The organism is Agromyces sp. GQ35 (assembly GCF_059758475.1).
In genome coordinates this window covers 180352-198587 of record NZ_JCAXEO010000003.1, presented here as the reverse complement: position 1 = coordinate 198587, position 18236 = coordinate 180352, and the positions used below count along the sequence as shown (strand labels likewise).

The following is an 18236-nucleotide window of genomic DNA, read 5'->3' as shown; positions in this document are numbered from 1 at the left end:
TGGGATCGGAATTCCATCCTAGAGTTGCGTTGCTTGGAATCGGCTGTTCAGGAAGCGGTGCACGACGGGTAGCTGCCCGTCACCGTTCCGTCGGCGAGGTCCTCCACGATCGCCCGCGCCTGCTCGAGCGTCGAAACCGAGAAGACCGTGACGCCGTCGGGAACGTGCCCGGTGACCTCGTTGCAGTTCGCCTCGGGCGCGAGGAACCAGTCGGCTCCGGCCTCTTCGGCGCCCCAGAGCTTCTGCCGGATGCCGCCGATGGCGCCGACATCGCCGGCGGAATCGATCGTGCCGGTGCCCGCGACGATCTCACCCCCGGTCATCGCGTCGGGCGTGAGCTTGTCGACGATGCCGAGAGCGAACATCATGCCCGCGCTCGGTCCGCCGACGTCGTCGAGCTGCAACTCGACGTCGATCGGGAACTCGTAGTGCATGCGCACGCCCACGCCGAGCACGGCGACGCCGTCGCGTGCCGTCGGGGTCACCTCGACCGTGAGCGGACTGCCGTCGCGAACGAGTTCGATCTGCGCAGGAGCATCCGACCCGTGCTCGCGCACCGCCGTCTGCAACTCGCGGATCGAATGAACCGGCGTCGAATCGAGGGAGACGACCACGTCGCCTTCTTCGAGGATGCCGTCGGCCGGCGATCCCTCGAGGAGACCGGCGATGGTCACCTCGCGCGGAAAGTCGTAGTCGAGCTCGACGAGGGCCGCGGCGATCGCGTCCTGCTGGGAATCGACCATCGCCGCCTCGTTGCGGGCATCGCGGTCTTCGTTGCTGACGCCGGGCGGGAAGATCGCCTCGACCGGCACGACCGAGCGCGTCTGATCGAACCACGCAGCGATGACTTCGAGCCAATTCGGCGTCTGCCCGGGCCGGCCGACGATCGAGACGGTGAGCAGGTTGAGTTCACCCTCGGTGGGGAAGGTGGCCTCGTCGGGGATCTCGATGAGGGGCACCTCGTCGCCGTCGCCGTTCTCGGCGACCCCGAGCGTGTCGTAGACCGGACCCGGCTGCTCGATGACATAGGGCGACGGCGCCAGTGCGAAGAGGATGCCGACCACGATGGCGACCGTGAGCGCGCCCCAGCCGATGCGTTCGGCGAGCGGCCGACGAGCGCGGCTCGAATCGTTCGGCGACGGCGTCGACGGCATCGACGGCTCGTCGGAGAAGAGGGCCATCCGAGTTCCTTCCGGGGCGACGGGTCGTCGCTGTTGCGAGCTTCCTTCCGAGGCGACCGGCTACTGCCGGTGCGAGCGCCCGGGCCGGCGCTGTTCGCGAAGGGCGGACACCCGGAACGCCCAGCCTAGGCCATTTCCCAGACAGGCGACCGTGCCGCGGCGTTACGGTGGAATCCAACGCAACTGGGAGGTGGCGACAGTGGCCGATCGGCATGACGAGCCCGACGACCGGAGCCCCGAAGACGAGTTCCGCGAGATGCTCAGCGAGCTGCTCTCGGGGGCGGGCGGCATCGACCCGTCGAGTCTCGCCGGCGCCGCAGGTCTGCCCAACGACCCGGCGAGCCTCGCGGCCCTCTTCGGCCAGCTGCAGCAGGCGATGAACCGGGCCGACGACGGCATCGACTGGGGTGTCGCCGTGAAGCAGGGCGAAGAACGGGCGGCGACCGGCCAGCGCCAGATCGCCGACGACGAGCGGGCGCGCCTCGACCAGGCGTTCCAGGTCGCCTCCCTGTGGCTCGACGAGGCGGTCGAGTTCGGAGCGCTGCCCGGCACGCCCGAACTGCTCACCCGGCGCGCCTGGGTCACCGCGACGATGCCGATCTGGTCGCAACTGGCCGAGCCCGTCGCCCTCTCGATCTCCGACGCGCTCACGCGGGTCATGAGCGAGCAGGCGCCTGAAGAGATGCGCCAGATGATCGAAGGGGCGAGCCGCATGATGCGAGGCATCGGCGGCGCGCTCTTCGCGATGCAGCTCGGACAGGTCGTCGGCCAGCTCGCCACCGAAGTGGTCTCCGGCGGCGATGTCGGCATCCCGCTGCTCGACGACGGGCGGGCGGCGATCCTGCCGCAGAACGCCGCGGAGTTCGGCGACGACCTCGACATCCCGACCGACCAGATCGAGCTCTACCTGGCGGTGCGCGAACTCGCACACGCTCGGCTCTTCCGGCACGCACGCTGGCTGCGGCTGCACCTGATCACTGCGATCACGGCGTTCGCACGCGGCATCGACATCGACACCGATCGCCTCGAAGCGCTCGCCGAGGGCTTCGATCCGTCGAACACCGAAGAGCTCCGGAATGCGGTCGTCAACGGCGCGCTCATCCGGGCGAAGAGCGAGCCGCAGCAGGCCGCCCTCGCCCGACTCGAGACGATGCTCGCCCTCGTCGAGGGCTGGGTCGACGCCGCGACCGCCGATGCCACCGCACGGTTGCCCAAATCCGACGCGATCGCGGAGTCCATCCGCCGTCGTCGGGCCTCGGGAGGCCCGGCCGAGTCGGCCTTCGCGACGCTCGTCGGCCTCGAACTGCGTCCCCGCCGGCTCCGCGAAGCCACCGCGATGTGGCGTGCCGTCACCGATGCCGTTGGCATCGAGGCGCGCGACGCGCTCTGGGCGCACCCCGACCTGCTGCCGACGTCGGAAGACCTCGATGATCCCGCCCGCCTCATCGCACGACTCACGGGCACGGATACGGCCGAGGCCGAGGCAGACGACGAATTCGACCAGGCGCTCGAGCAGCTGCTCCGCGGCGAGACACCGGCGGCGCCCGGCGAAGACGGTGAGGAGCCGACCGCCTGAGGCGCTGCGGCACGACTGAACACGTCCGCGGCGGGCCTGTGGAGGAATTCCGCGGCGCCACCGGCAGTTCCGGCATGCTCTGGGCATGGTCCCGCGCATCGATCCGCACCTCCCCCTCGTCTGGCGCACGCCGAACGAGTTGCAGCTCGGCGCGACACCGCGGGTCGTGCTCAGCCATCCGGGCGAGCTCGAGACCGGGCTGATCGCGGCGCTTCGGCACGGCGTCTCGCTCGAGACCGCGCACAAGATCGGACGCGGACTCGGCGGATCGGCCGCGGCGGTGCAGCGGCTCCTCGATGCCCTTTCGCCCGCCTTCGAGGCAGACCTCGAGCCGCAGCCCGCACCAGGCACGATCTCGAACCCGATCGCGGGGGCATCGAGCCGACGGCGAGCTGATGCCGCGGGGTCCGAGCACTCGCGACGGGTGATCGCCCTCGATGCCGCACCGGCGATCGCCGCCCGTCTCGCCGAGCAGCTCGCCGAGCTCGGCTACGAGACCGCGCCCGCCGCCGACGCCGCGATCGAAGACATCGCCCTCGTCGTCATCGTCGCCTCCTGGGTCGTGTCGCCGGCGCGACATCTGCAATGGCTCCGCGCCGATGTGCCGCATCTCGCCGTCGTCTTCGACGATGCCGGACTCCGCATCGGCCCCCTCGTCGAGCCCGGCGACGGGCCATGCCTGCGCTGCCTCGACCTCGCGCGGCGCGACGACGACGTCGCGTGGCCGGTCGTCGCGGCCCAGCTCACGGGCCGGCCCGCGGCGAGCTGCACGCCGCGAGCGATTCACGATGCCGTCGCCGGCGCGGCGTCGGTCATCGACGATCGGCTCTCGCACGGGCAGCAGCGCCTGCGCGACGCGTCGCTCAGGCTGTCGCGCCCCGGCGAGCGCGCGCAGCTGACCCGCCACTCGGCGCATTCCGAGTGCGGGTGCCGAGCTCCTGCAGGAACCGCGACGGCTCCCGCTCGCCTCGGTACCCGCCGCCCTGGCGCGGCCAGCTCAGTTCGAGGCGCCGCCGTGCCCGCGTGATGCCGACGTAGAGCAGCCGCCGCTCCTCGTCGATCGCGTCGAGACCTTTGGCGTATGCGATTGGAAGCATGCCCTCGGTGAGACCGACGATGTAGACCTCGTTCCATTCGAGGCCCTTCGCCGAGTGCAGCGTCGCCAGGGTCACGGCGGCGACGGTCGGCTCGTGCTGCGCCTCGGCGCGGGCACGCAACTCGTCGGCGAATGCGCGGAACGTCGTGCCCGGCGGGGCGTCGTCGACGAGCCTGGCGATCGCGTTCAGCGACTCCCACCGGGCGCGCACGGCGCCCGGCCCGTCGGGAGCCTGCGCACTCCAGCCGAGCGCGCGCAGCACATCGCTGACCGACTTGAACAGCGGCTCGCCCGCGATCGTGAGCGCCGCGGCCCGCAGGGCGTGCACCGCCTCGCGCACTTCGGGCTGGTCGAAGAACCGTGCCGCACCGCGCACCCGAGACCCCACGCCGACCTCTTCAAGCGCCCGCTCGAGGATCGCGGACTGCGAGTTGACCCGCATCAGCACCGCGATCGACTCCGGCGGGGCGCCCGCGTCGATGCGCGCCCTGATGCGAGTGGCGACCCCGCGCGCCTCGGCGAGATCGTCGGGATACTCGGTGATCGCAGGCTCGGCGTGGGAGGTGGATCCCGACGCAGCCGCTCGACGCGGCGCCGCAGGCGGAGACGCTCCCGGCGCCGCGGTCGGCAGCCCTGCCGCGGCGTCCGTCGAGCCATCGGCCGCGACCGCCTCGAGGCGCAACGCGCCGGCGCGACCGCGCATGAGCCGGTTCGCGACCTCGATGATCGGCGGCGTCGACCGGTAGTTGCGCTCGAGGCGCACCACCGTTGCCCCTTCGAACCTGCGCTCGAAGTCGAGCAGGTAGTCGGCACTCGCCCCGGCGAAGGAGTAGATCGTCTGGCTCGCATCCCCGACGACGCAGAGATCGCTGCGCCCGCCGAGCCACAGGTCGAGCAACTGCTGCTGTGCGGGAGAGACGTCCTGGTACTCGTCGACGATGAAGTGGCGATAGCTCTCGCGCACGTGCATCGCGACGGATGCCTCCGACTCGATCATTCCCGCGGTGGCGAGCAGGACATCCTCGAAGTCGAGCATGCGCCGCTCGTCTTTCAGGGACTCGTAGGCATCGACGAGCGCCAGGAACTGTTCGGCGCTGAGATTGCCCGGCGCCCCGCGCGACGCGAGTCGCGTGGCGTAGGCCTCGGGCCCGACGCCGGCGACCTTGCGCCACTCGATCTCGGCCGCGACGTCGCGCAGCGTCGCCGCATCGACCTTTACCCGTGCACGCTCGGCGGCCTGGCCGAGAATTCGGCCTTTGTACTCGAGCACCCGCGGCGCACTGCCACCGACGACGATCGGCCAGAAGTGATTGAGCTGTGCAAGCGCCGCCGCGTGGAAAGTGCGGGCCTGCACGCCACCTGCTCCGAGGGCACGCAGGCGCGCACGCAACTCAGCCGCCGCTCGCGACGTGAAGGTGAGCGCCATCACACGCGCCGGATCGTACGCGCCCGATGCCACGCCGTACGCGATGCGGTGCGTGATCGCCCGGGTCTTGCCGGTGCCGGCGCCGGCGAGCACGCAGACCGGTCCGAGCAGGGCCTCGGCCGCGACGCGCTGCTCGTCGTCGAGCGCATCGAGCAGGGGGTCGGATGGCGCGGTCACGACGTCGACCATGCCAGCCCACGCCCCTCGACGTCGAGAGGCGATCCGTACCAGCGTTCGAGCAGCCAGCGCGCGATGGAGATGCCGCCCGGCAGGCCGATCTCGGAACTCGCGGCAGCGATCTCCTCTCGCGTGAACCAGCGCAGTTCGAGGATCTCCTCACCGTCGGCCACGGCCGAGGCCGGATTCGCCGTCGGAGCGATGCGTGCGGTGAAACCCAGCATGAGGCTCGCGGGGAACGGCCACGGCTGCGAGGCCACGTAGGCGACCCGATCGACGTCGATGCCCGCCTCCTCGCGGATCTCGCGGATCACGGCGGCTTCGAGCGTCTCGCCGGGCTCGACGAAGCCTGCGAGCAATGAGAAGCGATGCTGCTGCCAGAGCGCGTTCGAACCGAGCAGTACCCGGTCGTCGTCGTCGGTGACGAGCACGATCACGGCCGGATCCGTGCGGGGGAAGTGCATGCTCGCGTCGACGGTGCAACGACGTGCCCACCCGGCCTGCGCGCCCTCGGTCTCCGCGCCGCAGCGCGGGCAGCGCTGGTGACGCTCATGCCAGTTCGCGAGGGCGAGCGCTTCGGCGAAGAGGCTCCCGTCGCGCTCGGAGAGCTGCGGCGCGGCGTCGCGGAGGCCGACCCAGCGGCCCGCTTCGGGCTCGATGGCCGACGCGGCATCCGAGTCGATGACGCGCAGCTCGAAGCGAAGCCCGTCGGCGCGACCGAGATAGCAGCGAAGCAGCGGCGGTGCAATCGCCGTCGGGAGTTCGGAGGGTCGTACGAGTTGCAGTGTGGAGGCGGACCCCTCGACGCGTTCCGTGAGGAGCGCGCGCCCCTGGTGCAGGGTGATGATCCGTGTCGAGGGGTCGGCGTCGAGCGCGTCATCGAGGCCGGGATCGGTCCGCGCCGCGGCATCCCGGTCGATCGTCGAACGCGAGAAGACCGGTGATGTCGGATCGGTCACGTGCCACCTCTCGCTGCCCGGGTCGGAGTCGGAGTCGGCCGGAAGGCGTGGCGGTCGCTCGCGGCCGCGAGATGCTGCTTAAGCTGAGTGCCATGGCCAGACCTCCTCTCACTCTAGCCGCGTTGGCCACGGCGGCGGTGCCCGGACTCGAGGTGCGAGCCGTGCGCTCGCACACCCGCAAGAGCCACGGCGCGTTCGACGCGGTGCTCCTCCGAACCACCGACGATCGGTTGCTCATGCTGCGCGTTCCGCGTTCGCAGGCCGCCGAGTCCGAACAGTCGGCCGACCTCGTCGCCCTGCGGGCGCTCACTCCCGGTATCCGTTCACGCCTGCCGTTCGACCTCCCCGACGTGGTCGGCCAGGCGCCGATCGACGGCACCCGCGCGGTCGTCACGACCTTCGTACCCGGTGCTCCGCGCACCGCCGACGAGCTCACCGAGTACGACGGCATCGCGACCTCGGTCGGCCATGCGCTCGCCGCAGTGCACACCCTGCCGACCGGGTTCATCGCCGATGCCGGCTTGCCGCGTCAGTCGGCAGACGAAGCGCACGATGCCGTGGTCGAACTCATCGATCGTGCCGCCGACACCGGGCACCTGCCAGCGGCGCTCCTTCGACGCTGGGAGGAGGCCACCGACGATGCCGCCCTCTGGCGATTCCGCCCCACGGTCGTCAACGGTGCACTCGCCGCCGATTCACTGCTCGTCGACGGCGACACCGTCACCGGGCTCATCGGCTGGTCGGCCCTCGCCCAGGGCGACCCCGCGCGCGACCTGCACTGGCTGCTGACGTCGCGGGGCGCCTCTGCGGAACGCGCCCTCGACTCCTACTTCAGCGCACGCGATGGCGGCGCCGACGCCCACCTTCCGCAGCGTGCACTGCTCTACGGCGAGCTCGAGCTCGCGAAGTGGCTGTTGCACGGCGTCGAGGCGCGCGACGACGCCATCATCGCCGACGCGGTCGGCCTGCTCGACGGTCTCGTCGAGAGCGTGCACGATCGCTCGAGCGAGCCGCTCTCGCCCGAGACCGGCCCGATCCTCACGGTGGGCGACGTCGAGCGGCTGCTCGACGAGACGCCGCGCGAGGCCGCCCCGCGCGAGGGCGGCGCAAGCCTCCTGACCGACAGCTACGACTTCTCCGAGCTCGAACGGCGAGAGGCGGGCGAGCGCGACGCTCCCTCGTTCGATGCGACCGCGCCCATCCCGCTCGATCTCTCCGACTGGGGCGATGCCACACCCGCCGGTGACGAGTCGAACGCGGGTCGGGATGGGGCGGCCACCGACGATTCGAGTGCAGATCAGCGCAATGCCGCCGGCGACGCCTCGGGTGCGGATGCCGCCACCGATGCCCAAGCCCGGCGCAACGCCGCCTCGTCGTAGATCGCATCCGGGCGAATGACCCGGTCGTCTTCGACGAAGTAGAAGACGGCGTCGATCTGTTCCGGCTCGATGCCCGCCCAATTCGCGTAGGCGAGCCGGTACAGCGCGAGCTGCGTCTGCTTCAGTTCGAGATCGTGCGCATCTCGCGGAGCCTTGCCCGTCTTCCAATCGACGACCTGGTATCGGATGCCGCGACGCCCGAGCTCACTCGTCGGGTCGACGTCGTAGACCGCATCGAGCTTGCAGACGAAGACGTTGTCACCGATCGGGAGATGCAGCTCGATCTCGACCGCCGACGGCTTCCGGCCACCCCACTCGGAGGCTTCGAACGTCGCCTGCAGGGCGCGCAGCCGTTCGGGAGTCGCATCGGCGACTGCCTCGTCGCGCCGGGCGTCGAGCTCGGCGAAGGCATCGAGACCGTCGAGGGCATCGATCGCCGCAGCATCGTGCTCGCCGGTCGAACGCTGCTCGACCCACTGGTGGAACAGGGTGCCGATGCGGGTCGCCCGGAACGGGCGCTGCGGCATGGGCCGTCGCAACTGAGCGGCGACCGCGGCAGGGTCGTCGACGTAGTCCTTGAACCGTGAAGCCGGCACGCGCACCGGCACCTCGGGATTCGTCGGGCCCTCGGCGCGACGGCGACGCTCTTCGAGGAGCAGTCGGATGCGGTCGGCGAGCACCGGGCCGATGCCCTCGCCGCTCGGCCCTTCGGCCGCGGCGCGCACGGCGTTCGCCGCCGTGGTGACGGGCTCGCGGCGAGCTCCCAGCGGATCGAGCGGCCAGCGTGCGCGCTCGGTGGATGCAGCGCGGGGATTCTCGTCGGATTCGGGGGCGACCGGCAATACGCTCGCGTCGAGCACGCCGCCCACCACGAGTTCGCGCAGGAACGGGCTCGGGTTGCGGGGCGCCTTCTGGCTCGCCCACCACGAACCCGAGAGGAGCAGGTCGCTGCGCGTGCGGGTGAGTGCGACGTACGCCAGGCGGCGCTCCTCTTCGGCGTGGCGCTCGCTGTTCTCTTCCGCGAACGCGGTGACCGCGCGGTCGAAGTCGGCCTGGCTCGCCACCCCGCGCCACTGCAGCTCGGGCAGCTCGTCGGCGTCACCTTTGAATTCGTTGGGCAACTCACCGAACGACAACCAGCCCTTCGATGAACGTGGCTTCGAGGGCAACTCGTCGCCCACCATGCGCGGAATCGCCACGACGTCCCACTCGAGCCCCTTCGAGCCGTGGATCGAGAGCACCTGCACGGCTCCCGGTTCGGGCTCGTCTTGACGGGGCGCGAGCCGATCGCGCTGTTCGGCCTCGGTGAGCCACCCGAGGAAGGCGCCGAGCGTCGGGTGCTCCGAGACCTCGGCGAACCCGGCCAGGAGCTCGTCGAACGCTTCGAGACTCGGCGCACCGAGCGGTTGCGCAGCGTTCGCGGCGACCTCGATGTCGAGCAGCAGCTCTTGCTGCACGAGACTGACGAAGTCGACGAGCCCGAGGCCCGCGCGTCGTCGCAGCGACTGGAGTTGTGCACCGGCGCGCCGCATGCGAGCGAGGCCGACCGTACCGAACGCGGCGAGCGCCGAGTGCGAATCGGGCGCCACGAGCAGGAAGTCGAGCGCGTCGACGATCGACGGCGACTCGTCTGGAGCGATCGAGGCTCGAAGGCCGGCGCGCACCTCATCACCGAGCCGGCGGGTCGCGAGGTCGCGGTCGGCGAGCCACTTCGCGAGCCCGTGCAGTGCCGCGAGGTCGGCGGAGCCGATGCGCCAGCGCGCGCCGCCGAGCACCCGCACGAGCTCGGAGCCGGCCGTGGGGTCGTTCAGCACCCGGAGTACGCAGACCAGGTCGGCGATCACCGGCTGGTCGAGCAGGCCGGCCATGCCGAGCACGTGCACCGGCACGCCGCGAGCTCGGAGTGCCGCCGTGAAGATGCCCACGTTGGCGAAGGTGCGGCAGAGCAGGGCACCGCTGCGAGGTGCGGTCTCGGGCCGGCCACCGCGCGACAGGCCCCCGAGTCGCTCGGCGAACCACGTCGCCACGAGCGCTGCCTCGTCTTCGATGGTCTCGGCCCAGGCGGCATCCAATCGCCCCGGCTGCGCGAACGGTGACGCGCCGAGCGGAGCCTTGGGGATGCCGGCATCGAGCGGCTCGATGAGCGTGTTGGCCGCTTCGAGCACCACTCGCGGGTTGCGCCAGCTCGTGGAGAGGTCGTAGACCGCGGCGTCGCCATCTGGCGCGAAGTCGCGGCCGAAGCGAGCGAGGTTCGCGGCGCTCGCCCCGCGCCATCCGTAGATCGACTGGTCGGGGTCGCCGACCGCCATCACCGACTGCTCGCCGAAGAGCGCAGCGAGCAGCCGAGTCTGCACGACGCTCGTGTCTTGATACTCGTCGAGGAGCACGGTGCGGTACCGCTCGCGGTGCCCGGCGACGACCTCGGGGTGCCGCTCGCAGATCGCGAGAGCGAGGGCGACCTGATCGGAGAACTCGACGAAGCCCTTCTCCTGCTTTGCGGTCGAGTACGCGTCGGCGAGCTCGAGCAGCGGCGGCAGGGCATCGACGACACCGAGCGCATCGACGAAGGAGGCGAAGTCCGTGCGCTTGCGCGGCGCCTCGATGGGCAAGCCCTCCATCGCGAGGAAATCACGGGTCATCGCGCGCACATCGCGGCTGTCGGCGACGTTCTCGGCGAGCGCGCGACTGAGCGACAGCACCGCGCCGGTGACCTTGTCGAGCGAGGCGTCGAGTTCGACGAGCCGCGGATCGGTCGATGCCGCGACGACCGAGCGGGCGAGCTGCCATGCGGATGCCTCGCCGAGCACGGCGGCGTCGGGTTCGCGCCCGATGAGCATCGCGTGTTCGCGGTAGATCGCGCTCGCGAAGGCGTTGTAGGTGCCGACGGAGGCCGATTCGAGCGGGTCGAGGGATACCTCGGCGATGCCGAGCGAGACCAGCTGCGCGATGCGCTCGCGAATGCGCTCGGCGAGTTCGCCGGCCGCCTTGCGCGTGAAGGTGAGACCGAGCACCTCGGGAACTGCGACGTGCGAGTTCGCGAGCAGCCAGACGACGCGGTTGGCCATGGTCTCGGTCTTCCCGCTGCCGGCCCCGGCGACGACGATGCTCTGCCCGCGGGGGTCGGCTTCGATCACGGCGCGTTGCTCGGCCGTGGGTGCGTGCAGGCCGAGGCGAGCGGCGATGTCTGCGGCGGCGATCATGCGGAGACCGCCGGCACGAGGTGCACGCGGTACTGCCAGCCGCCGAACCGGGAGCGATACCCGAGCTCCGCGGGACCCTCGAACTCACTGCCGGCCATGGTGCGGGCGACACTGCCGAGCCGCTCTCGGAAGGCGGACTCGGCGTCGGCGTCGAACGGCTGCTGGGCCCGTTCGGTGAAGGCGCTGCCTCTCGAGGGCTTCGCGAGGTAGACGAGCTTGGCTCCGCCGAGGATGCCGGCATCGGGCACCTCGCCGGCCCGAGCAGCCAGCTGATACGCCGCGAGTTGCGGGTGAGCAGCGGTCTCTGCAGCGGAGGGCGGTGTGCGGCCGGTCTTCAGGTCGACGATGACGGTGGTGCCGTCGGCGGAGGCCTCGACACGGTCGATCGTGCCCGAGATGCGCACTCGGTCGACGATGAGCGTGAATCGCCCCTCGGCGCCGAGCAGCACCTTGCCGTCGTCGGCGAAGTGCCCGAGGTAGTCGGAGGCGCCTTCCGCCATGCGGCGTGCACCCCGCCGTTCGCGTTCGGCCACCCAGCCGGCCTCGAATCGAAGCTCGCGCCAGCGCTCCTCGACCGCGGTCCACAGCGTCTCGATGCTCGTGTCGCCGTCGTCGCGCGCCCCGGCCTCTTCGACGACGGCGTGCACGATCGTGCCGATCGACGCGGCGAGACCCGACGGCGGCGAGGCGACGTGGTCGATGAACCAGCCGAGCGGCGACTCCTCGGCGCGATCGATCTGCGACGGCGAAACGGCGACGAGCGCCTCGGGGTCGCCGTCGAGGTCGACGAGCGGCGCAGTCGTGGAGGGCTCGGCCAGCCCGTACCAGTCGTCGGGATGTGCGCCGGGTACGCCCTGCTCCGCGAGGAGGGCCAGCGCCGCGGGCGCTTCGCCGCCGCCCGTGGTCGTCGCCTCGTGTCGCAACGCACCGACGAGTCCGCGCAGGTGCAGCGGGCGTCGACGCCCCGGCTTGATGCGCTCGGCCGCGTACCCCATGAGCATCGACGGCTGTTCGTCGTCGTTCGCCGTGCAGCTGAGCACGAGCTGCCGCCCGGCCCGTGAAGCGGCGAGCACGAAGAGCCGGAGCTCGTCGCTGCGCACCGAGACACGGGCCTCGGCGACCGTCTCGGGCGTCGGCAGCGGTGCACCGGCACGAGCAGCCGCGACGACCCTCGGAAGGAGGGCGGAATGCAGCAGGGTGCCGCGCGGCCGCAGGTTCGGCCAGACGCCGTCTTGCAGCCCGGCGATGACGACGATGTCGAACTCGCGGCCGATCACTGCAGGCGGGGTCGTCACGACCACCGTCTCAGCCGAGCGCTGGGGCGCGAGGGAGTCCTCGGGAAGCTCGCTCGCAAGCACCTCATCGACGAAGCGCACCGCCGGAGCGTCTGGCTCGCGCTCGACGAAGCGCTGCGCCGCTGCGAACAGGGCGACAGCGGCATCGAGCGCTCGGTTCGCCTCTTCGGCGAGCACGCCCGTGCCGGTCGCCTGCGCCGCCCACTCGGTGGCGAGGCCGCTGCCCTCCCAGAGCGACCACAGCACCTCTTCGACCGTGCCGCCACGCCGGGCCACGCCGCGCGAGGAGGCGAGCAGCTTGGCCAGCCGGGCAGCCCGGCGCGCTGGCGCCGCATCGATGGTCTCGAAGCCGCCCGGCGCCCCGAGTGCCTCGACGAGCAGCTCGTCTGCGGTGCGCGAGCCTTCGCCGGCGAGCTCTTCATGACGCAGGGCCAGCCGCAGGCGGCGCAGGCCGACGCTGTCGAGACGCCCGATCGGACCGGTGAGCAGCGTCACGGCGAGCTCGGGTGTGAGCGCTTCGCGGTCGAGCACGAGCGAGGCGGCAGCGAGCAACGCAGCGGCGGCCGGTGCGTCGCGCAGCGCTGTGCGCGCGGCGTTGCCGGCGGTGGGCACGTCGGCGAGCGCGAGCCCGCGCTCGAACGCCGGCACGTCGCCGCCCGAACGCAGCATGACGGCCATCGACGACCACGGAACACCGTCGAGCAGGTGCCGCTCGCGCAGCACGGCCGCGATGGCCTGGCACTCGGCAGCGTGCGAGGGCGCCTCGATGCCGAGGACGGGGTGCAACGGATCGGGTTCGGTGTCGTCTGCTGCCTCGTGCTCGGCCGAACGGTGCGTTCCGCCGAGCGCGGTGCCGATGTGCGCGCTCACCGAGCGAACGAGTGTTCGGAGTTCTGGCCGCCCGCGATGCACGACCGGCAGCTCGACGCGACGCACATCGGCACCAGCGGCACCTGCGCCGAGCACGGCACCGAGTGAGCCCAACAGCTCGGCCCGGCCGCCGCGGAACCCGTTGGACGCGACATCCGGATCACCGAGCGCGACCACCGCGACCCCTCGCGCCGCGAACGCACCGAGGAGCGCTGCCGTCGTCTCGGTCGCCTCTTGCGCGTCGTCGACGACGATGAGACGCACGCGGGCGAGCTGGCCGAGAGCCGCCTCGGCGGCGACGTCGGAGACGCTGCGGCGGACGATCGCGGCGGCGAACGCGCCGAGCTCCGAGGAGTCGTACTGGCTCGGCCGCAGTTGCGCCTTCACCTCGTCGTATTCGGCGAGGAAGCCGGCCGCCGCGACCCACTCGGGCCGGCCGGCCCGCTCGCCCAACACGGCGAGCGTCGCGGCGTCGACACCGTGCTCGACCGCACGCATGAGCAGGTCGCGCAGTTCGGAGCGGAAGCCGCGAAGCACCCGCACCTCGGCGGTCAGCGGCGCAGGCCAGTCGGGCCCGAATCCGTCGCGGATGCCGCCCTCGAGCAGCTCACCGATGATCTGATCGTGCTCGGCGCCCGTGAGCAGGGTCACCGGAGCACCGGTGAAGGCGCGCACCAGTTGGAACGCGATGGAGTTCGCCGTTCTGGCGAGCGGGCCCCGCGTCGTGACGCCGAGGCGCACGCCGAGCCGGTCGCGGAGGGAGGTCGCGGCGACCCGCGTGGCCGACAGCACGAGTACCTCGTCGGTCGCATAGCCGAGGCGCTCGACCCGGTCGGCGACGAGCTCGACGGCGAAGGTCGTCTTGCCACTGCCCGGTGCGCCGAAGACCGCCGCGTGCTCGCCCTCGGCGAGCAACGAGACGGGGGCTGCGGATGTCGCGGTTGCCTGCATGTCGGCAACGTTAACCCGTTCCGCCGACAGTGAACGGGCACGGGCTCGGCCAGCCGGTGTCGTAGGGTTTGAGCAACAGTAGAAAGGCGTACCGTGGACGTTCGAATCGGCATCCAGAACTCTCCCCGTGAACTCGGATTCGAGACCTCGCAGTCGGCGGCAGAGGTCGAGCAGGCGGTCGCCGCCGCACTCGCCGGCCAGTCGGCCCTGCTGACGCTCACCGATGACAAGGGCACCCGCTACGTGGTGCCATCCGCCGCACTCGCGTACGTCGAGATCGGCTCCGAGGAGTCGCGCCGCGTCGGGTTCGTCGCCTGACATGGAACTCATCTTCATCGTCGTCGGCGGCGCCATCCTCGGTCTCGCAGCGCAGTTCGTGCTGCCGCTGCGTCACCTCCGTGGTGTCGCCGTCGGCCCGGCGATCGGCGCCGGCGTCGCCGCCGTGGTGTGGGTCGCCCTGACGTGGCTCGGCTGGCCTTGGGACGGCGGCTGGATCTGGGTCGCCTCGCTCGTCGCGTCGGCCCTCGTGCCCGCTGCGGTGCTGTACTTCATCTCCCCGCGCCGCGAGCGCGCGGATGCCGTGCTCTTCGAGCGCCTCGCCCGTCCGGGTGCGGCCCGCGCCTGACGACGGCACGCATCTGACGACGGCACGCGCCTGACGCGCGACCGCTCAGGCCGTGAGGCCGAGCGCATCCATGCGTCGGGTGTGCGCGGCGATGAGCTCGGTGAAGACCGGCTCGACATCGGCTCCCCGATCGGCTGAGTCCGACGCGCGAAGGGCCGAACGGGCGATCAGCAGGGTGTCGCCGACGAGACTCCTGCCCCAGAGCGCCAGCCGATCGGACAGCCCGGCATGGGCGGCGATGGCGGCACGCAGTTCATCGTGCAGCACCACCGCCGAGCTCTCTTCGGCGAGGATCCCGCGTACCCTCGCGGCCAGATCCACCGGCAGGCCGGCGGACAGTCGCGAGAAGTAGTCGTCGAGCATGCCCGACGTCACGTGGATGCCGAGCAGCAGCTCGAACCAGTCGGCGCCGGCCGTCGCCTGCCGGAACCGGTCGGTCGCCGGTGCGAACGGCGCCATCACGTCGTCGGGCTCGACGCCGAGCCGTCGGATCTCGGCGATCAGCGCGTGATGCTTGCGCAACGCGGTGCCCGCAGCCCGGCTCAGCCCCTCTTTCGACGGCAGGCTCGGCGCGTTCGCAACGGACTTCGCAAGGCTCTCGAAGAACTCGAGCTGGATGTACGCGGCCTGGCCGAGGAACGGCACGGCGTCGGGCACGAGTTCGGTGAAATCGACCCGCGCGAGGTCGGTCGGCGCGACCCGCGGGCGCAGCCGCGGCATCTCAGGGCGCTGCATGCGCTGTTTCGACCAGAGAACCACGCAGACAGCCTATCCGAGCCATTCAGGGAGTCTCGGATAGGGTAGAGGGTGCATGCGGGCGATGGATCCGCAGCCGTGCGCCTGGGGTTGAGAACAGAGCGCACCTTCGACCGCCACCTCCAGCAACACGACAGGCAGACCTTTGACTACATTCACCGAGCTCGGCGTCGCGTCCGACATCGTCGACGCACTCGCCGGCAAGGGCATCATCGATGCCTTCCCCATCCAGGAACAGACGATCCCCCTCGCCCTCGCCGGGCAGGACATCATCGGCCAGGCCAAGACCGGCACCGGCAAGACCTTCGGCTTCGGCCTTCCGATCATCCAGCGCCTCGGCGACGACCCCGAGGGCGGCGTCAAGGCGCTCGTCGTCGTGCCCACGCGCGAACTGTGCGTGCAGGTCACCGAAGACCTCGAGATCGCCACCTCGAACCGCCCGACGAAGATCGTCTCGATCTACGGAGGCAAGGCGTACGAAGGCCAGATCGAACAGCTCAAGGCCGGCGCGCAGATCGTCGTCGGAACGCCCGGGCGCCTCCTCGACCTCGCCTCGCAGCGCCTGCTCTCGCTCAAGAACGTGAGCGAGATGGTGCTCGACGAGGCCGACAAGATGCTCGACCTCGGCTTCCTCGCCGACATCGAGAAGCTCATGGCGCAGACGCCCGCGACCCGCCACACGATGCTGTTCTCGGCCACCATGCCCGGACCGATCGTCGCGCTCGCCCGCCGCTTCATGGTGCGCCCCATCCACATCCGGGCGACCGACCCCGACGAGGGCCTCACGCAGGCGAACATCAAGCATCTCGTCTACCGGGCGCACTCGCTCGACAAAGACGAGGTCATCTCCCGCATCCTCCAGGCCGATGGCCGCGGCAAGACCGTCATCTTCACCCGCACCAAGCGCGCGGCCGCCAAGCTCGTCGAAGAGCTCAACGACCGCGGCTTCAACGCCGCCGCCGTGCACGGCGACCTGAACCAAGACCAGCGCGAGCGCGCCATGGCCGCGTTCAAGGCGGGCAAGAAGGACGTGCTCATCGCCACGGATGTCGCGGCGCGCGGCATCGACGTCGACGACGTGACCCACGTCATCAACCACACCATCCCCGACGACGACAAGGCGTACCTGCACCGCGTCGGTCGCACCGGCCGCGCCGGCAAGACCGGCATCGCCGTGACCTTCGTCGACTGGGACGACCTGCACAAGTGGGCGCTCATCAACCGCGCGCTCGAGTTCGGCCAGCCCGAACCCACCGAGACGTACTCGTCGAGCCCGCACCTCTTCCACGACCTCGACATCCCGGCCGGCACCAAGGGCCGCCTGAAGCCGTCCTCCGCGGTCGCGGCGCCGACGCGCTCGGCCACGGCCGGCCGCAGCGAGAGCGGCCGCCCGGCGGGCGGTCGCTCAGAGGGTCGCTCAGAGCGATCGGATGTCGCAGCCGAGCGCGCTCCCCGCAACCGCACTCGCAGCCGCACGCGCGGCGGCAAGCCCGCCGATGAGGCCGCGAGCGCCGGTTCCGAAGCAGTCCAGGCCGACACCTCGGCCGACGTCGCCGTCAAGGAGCCCGGCACCGGTACGCACGATGGCAAGGGCCACGAGCACCACGACGGCAACGCCGCTCCCCCGCGTCGTCGCCGTCGCCGCGGCCCGCGCACCGGCGGCACCACGCCCCAGGCGTAACCGCGGCAGTCACGTTTCAGCGCCCGCTCGGCTTCGGCCGGGCGGGCGCTGTGCGTTGCGGTTCGGAAGGTTCAGGACACCGGTGCCGACGTCGGCGATTCGGTTCTCGCACGGTCGCCGGACGTGCGCTGGTCGATCGTCGCGGCATCGGCCGGCTGATACCGTAACGCCCACGCAGCCAGAGCGGCAGCGAGGAGGATCGTGATCACCGCGAGTGGAACGTGCAGAGCGGTCAGCGAACGGAACCCGGCGAAGGCCAGCAGCGACATGAGCGCGAGCAATCCGGTTGTCGCCCAGATCGGCCACTGCGGAGCCTGCCCGAGTCGGCGTGCGAGGATCGCGGCGACGATGCTGACGATCAACGCGATGCCCGCCACCGTCGCCATCGCACGATGCCAGCCGAATGCCGACGGCTGCCCGCCCATGAACAGGCCGGCGAGCACTGCCTGGCCGAACATGAGGAGCGCCGTCGTCGTCAGCGAGATTCGCAGGAACCGCATCGGCCATCGGCGCGTTTCGCGGGCCGTTTCATCGATCGAGGACATGGTCGGAGCCTACCGAATAGATCCAAATGGATCAATTACAATTGGATCGAATTTGGGAGAATCGAGCCATGAGCGATGACAGCGGGCAGGTCCCGATCGAGGTGGGGCTGCTACTCCACCAGGTCTACACACTGGCGACGCAACGACTGAACGACGCGTTGCGGCCGATGAGCCTGACCAGCCGCCACGTCACCGTGATGTTCCTGATCCGAGATGGCGTTGAGACCCAACGCGACCTCGTCGCGCGGCTGAACACCGACAAGACCGGCATGGTGCGCGTGATCGACGACCTCGATCGGCTCGGCTATGTCACCCGAACGCCCTCGACTCTCGACCGCAGGGTGACGCTCCTCGCCCTCACGAGCGACGGCGACCAAGCCCTCCGGCACGCGCAGCAGCACACCAAGCAGGTTTCGGCGGAGTTGTTCCACGCCGTCAGCCCGATCGAACTCGGCATGCTGAAGTCGATTCTGATGCGGACGCTCGCCCCGAGCCCCGCGACAACTCAGCTGGACTGAT

Annotated in this window: 13 protein-coding genes; 6 read left to right on the top strand and 7 right to left on the bottom strand. The window is 70.9% G+C overall.

The genetic code is table 11. The features are described 5' to 3' along the window. Positions 1 to 47: 47 nt before the first annotated feature. Positions 48 to 1181 carry a YlbL family protein gene (locus tag AC6CH0_RS16030; protein ID WP_498102657.1) on the bottom strand — a complete coding sequence of 378 codons (1134 nt, stop codon included), beginning with the start codon at positions 1179 to 1181 and terminating at the stop codon, positions 48 to 50. A 256-nt stretch (positions 1182 to 1437) separates the two neighbouring features. On the opposite strand from AC6CH0_RS16030, the gene AC6CH0_RS16025 reads away from it, so the two are divergent. Continuing rightward, the gene (locus tag AC6CH0_RS16025) at positions 1438 to 2757 is read left to right on the top strand and encodes a zinc-dependent metalloprotease (protein ID WP_498103288.1); all 1320 of its coding nucleotides are present in this window, start codon (positions 1438 to 1440) and stop codon (positions 2755 to 2757) included. A gap of 863 nt (positions 2758 to 3620) precedes the next feature. On the opposite strand, the gene AC6CH0_RS16020 is transcribed toward AC6CH0_RS16025, so the two are convergent. Together AC6CH0_RS16020 and nudC are read right to left on the bottom strand one after the other, a co-directional pair. Further along, positions 3621 to 5468, bottom strand: a complete 1848-nt coding sequence (locus tag AC6CH0_RS16020) for an ATP-dependent helicase (protein ID WP_498102655.1) — start codon at positions 5466 to 5468, stop codon at positions 3621 to 3623. Continuing rightward, complete coding sequence (gene nudC / locus AC6CH0_RS16015; protein ID WP_498102653.1) at positions 5453 to 6415, bottom strand: NAD(+) diphosphatase; 963 nt, start codon at positions 6413 to 6415, stop codon at positions 5453 to 5455. The genes AC6CH0_RS16020 and nudC overlap by 16 nt, the downstream gene beginning before the upstream one ends. Positions 6416 to 6507: 92 nt before the next feature. Here nudC and AC6CH0_RS16010 point away from each other — a divergent pair, with 92 nt between their 5' ends. Continuing rightward, positions 6508 to 7794 carry a phosphotransferase gene (locus tag AC6CH0_RS16010; RefSeq protein ID WP_498102651.1) on the top strand — a complete coding sequence of 429 codons (1287 nt, stop codon included), beginning with the start codon at positions 6508 to 6510 and terminating at the stop codon, positions 7792 to 7794. Here the strand turns inward: AC6CH0_RS16010 and AC6CH0_RS16005 are convergent. Both AC6CH0_RS16005 and AC6CH0_RS16000 read right to left on the bottom strand, forming a co-directional pair. Next, a complete protein-coding gene (locus AC6CH0_RS16005) occupies positions 7713 to 10994 on the bottom strand; it encodes an ATP-dependent helicase (RefSeq protein WP_498102649.1) in 3282 nt (1093 codons plus the stop codon). The genes AC6CH0_RS16010 and AC6CH0_RS16005 overlap by 82 nt on opposite strands. Continuing rightward, a complete protein-coding gene (locus AC6CH0_RS16000) occupies positions 10991 to 14110 on the bottom strand; it encodes a PD-(D/E)XK nuclease family protein (protein WP_498102647.1) in 3120 nt (1039 codons plus the stop codon). The genes AC6CH0_RS16005 and AC6CH0_RS16000 overlap by 4 nt, the downstream gene beginning before the upstream one ends. A 93-nt stretch (positions 14111 to 14203) precedes the next feature. Between AC6CH0_RS16000 and AC6CH0_RS15995 the strand changes: the two genes are divergently transcribed. Both AC6CH0_RS15995 and AC6CH0_RS15990 read left to right on the top strand, forming a co-directional pair. Next, positions 14204 to 14428 carry a DUF3107 domain-containing protein gene (locus AC6CH0_RS15995; RefSeq protein ID WP_022894511.1) on the top strand — a complete coding sequence of 75 codons (225 nt, stop codon included), beginning with the start codon at positions 14204 to 14206 and terminating at the stop codon, positions 14426 to 14428. A 1-nt stretch (position 14429) separates the two neighbouring features. Beyond that, positions 14430 to 14735: a hypothetical protein gene (locus AC6CH0_RS15990; protein ID WP_498102645.1), complete on the top strand. Its 306-nt coding sequence runs from the start codon at positions 14430 to 14432 to the stop codon at positions 14733 to 14735. A 45-nt stretch (positions 14736 to 14780) separates the two neighbouring features. Here the strand turns inward: AC6CH0_RS15990 and AC6CH0_RS15985 are convergent, their stop codons facing one another. Beyond that, complete coding sequence (locus tag AC6CH0_RS15985; protein ID WP_498102643.1) at positions 14781 to 15494, bottom strand: ferritin-like fold-containing protein; 714 nt, start codon at positions 15492 to 15494, stop codon at positions 14781 to 14783. Positions 15495 to 15636: 142 nt separating this feature from the next. Between AC6CH0_RS15985 and AC6CH0_RS15980 the strand changes: the two genes are divergently transcribed. Next, entirely contained in the window at positions 15637 to 17172 is a 1536-nt protein-coding gene (locus AC6CH0_RS15980; protein WP_498102641.1) for a DEAD/DEAH box helicase, read from the top strand. 71 nt (positions 17173 to 17243) lie between these two features. On the opposite strand, the gene AC6CH0_RS15975 is transcribed toward AC6CH0_RS15980, so the two are convergent. Further along, positions 17244 to 17717 (bottom strand): hypothetical protein, encoded by a 474-nt coding sequence (locus AC6CH0_RS15975; protein ID WP_498102639.1) that lies wholly within the window; start codon positions 17715 to 17717, stop codon positions 17244 to 17246. Between the two features lie 68 nt (positions 17718 to 17785). On the opposite strand from AC6CH0_RS15975, the gene AC6CH0_RS15970 reads away from it, so the two are divergent. Then, positions 17786 to 18235 carry a MarR family winged helix-turn-helix transcriptional regulator gene (locus AC6CH0_RS15970; RefSeq protein ID WP_498102637.1) on the top strand — a complete coding sequence of 150 codons (450 nt, stop codon included), beginning with the start codon at positions 17786 to 17788 and terminating at the stop codon, positions 18233 to 18235. Position 18236: the final 1 nt, after the last annotated feature.

Bases quoted from the DNA above. Each gene is read 5' to 3' on its own strand.
- AC6CH0_RS16030 (WP_498102657.1), bottom strand. From the start codon at position 1,181: ATGGCCCTCTTCTCCGACGAGCCGTCGATGCCGTCGACGCCGTCGCCG.
- AC6CH0_RS16025 (WP_498103288.1), top strand. From the start codon at position 1,438: ATGCTCAGCGAGCTGCTCTCGGGGGCGGGCGGCATCGACCCGTCGAGT.
- AC6CH0_RS16020 (WP_498102655.1), bottom strand. From the start codon at position 5,468: ATGGTCGACGTCGTGACCGCGCCATCCGACCCCCTGCTCGATGCGCTC.
- AC6CH0_RS16010 (WP_498102651.1), top strand. From the start codon at position 6,508: ATGGCCAGACCTCCTCTCACTCTAGCCGCGTTGGCCACGGCGGCGGTG.
- AC6CH0_RS16005 (WP_498102649.1), bottom strand. From the start codon at position 10,994: ATGATCGCCGCCGCAGACATCGCCGCTCGCCTCGGCCTGCACGCACCC.
- AC6CH0_RS16000 (WP_498102647.1), bottom strand. From the start codon at position 14,110: ATGCAGGCAACCGCGACATCCGCAGCCCCCGTCTCGTTGCTCGCCGAG.
- AC6CH0_RS15990 (WP_498102645.1), top strand. From the start codon at position 14,430: ATGGAACTCATCTTCATCGTCGTCGGCGGCGCCATCCTCGGTCTCGCA.
- AC6CH0_RS15975 (WP_498102639.1), bottom strand. From the start codon at position 17,717: ATGTCCTCGATCGATGAAACGGCCCGCGAAACGCGCCGATGGCCGATG.
- AC6CH0_RS15970 (WP_498102637.1), top strand. From the start codon at position 17,786: ATGAGCGATGACAGCGGGCAGGTCCCGATCGAGGTGGGGCTGCTACTC.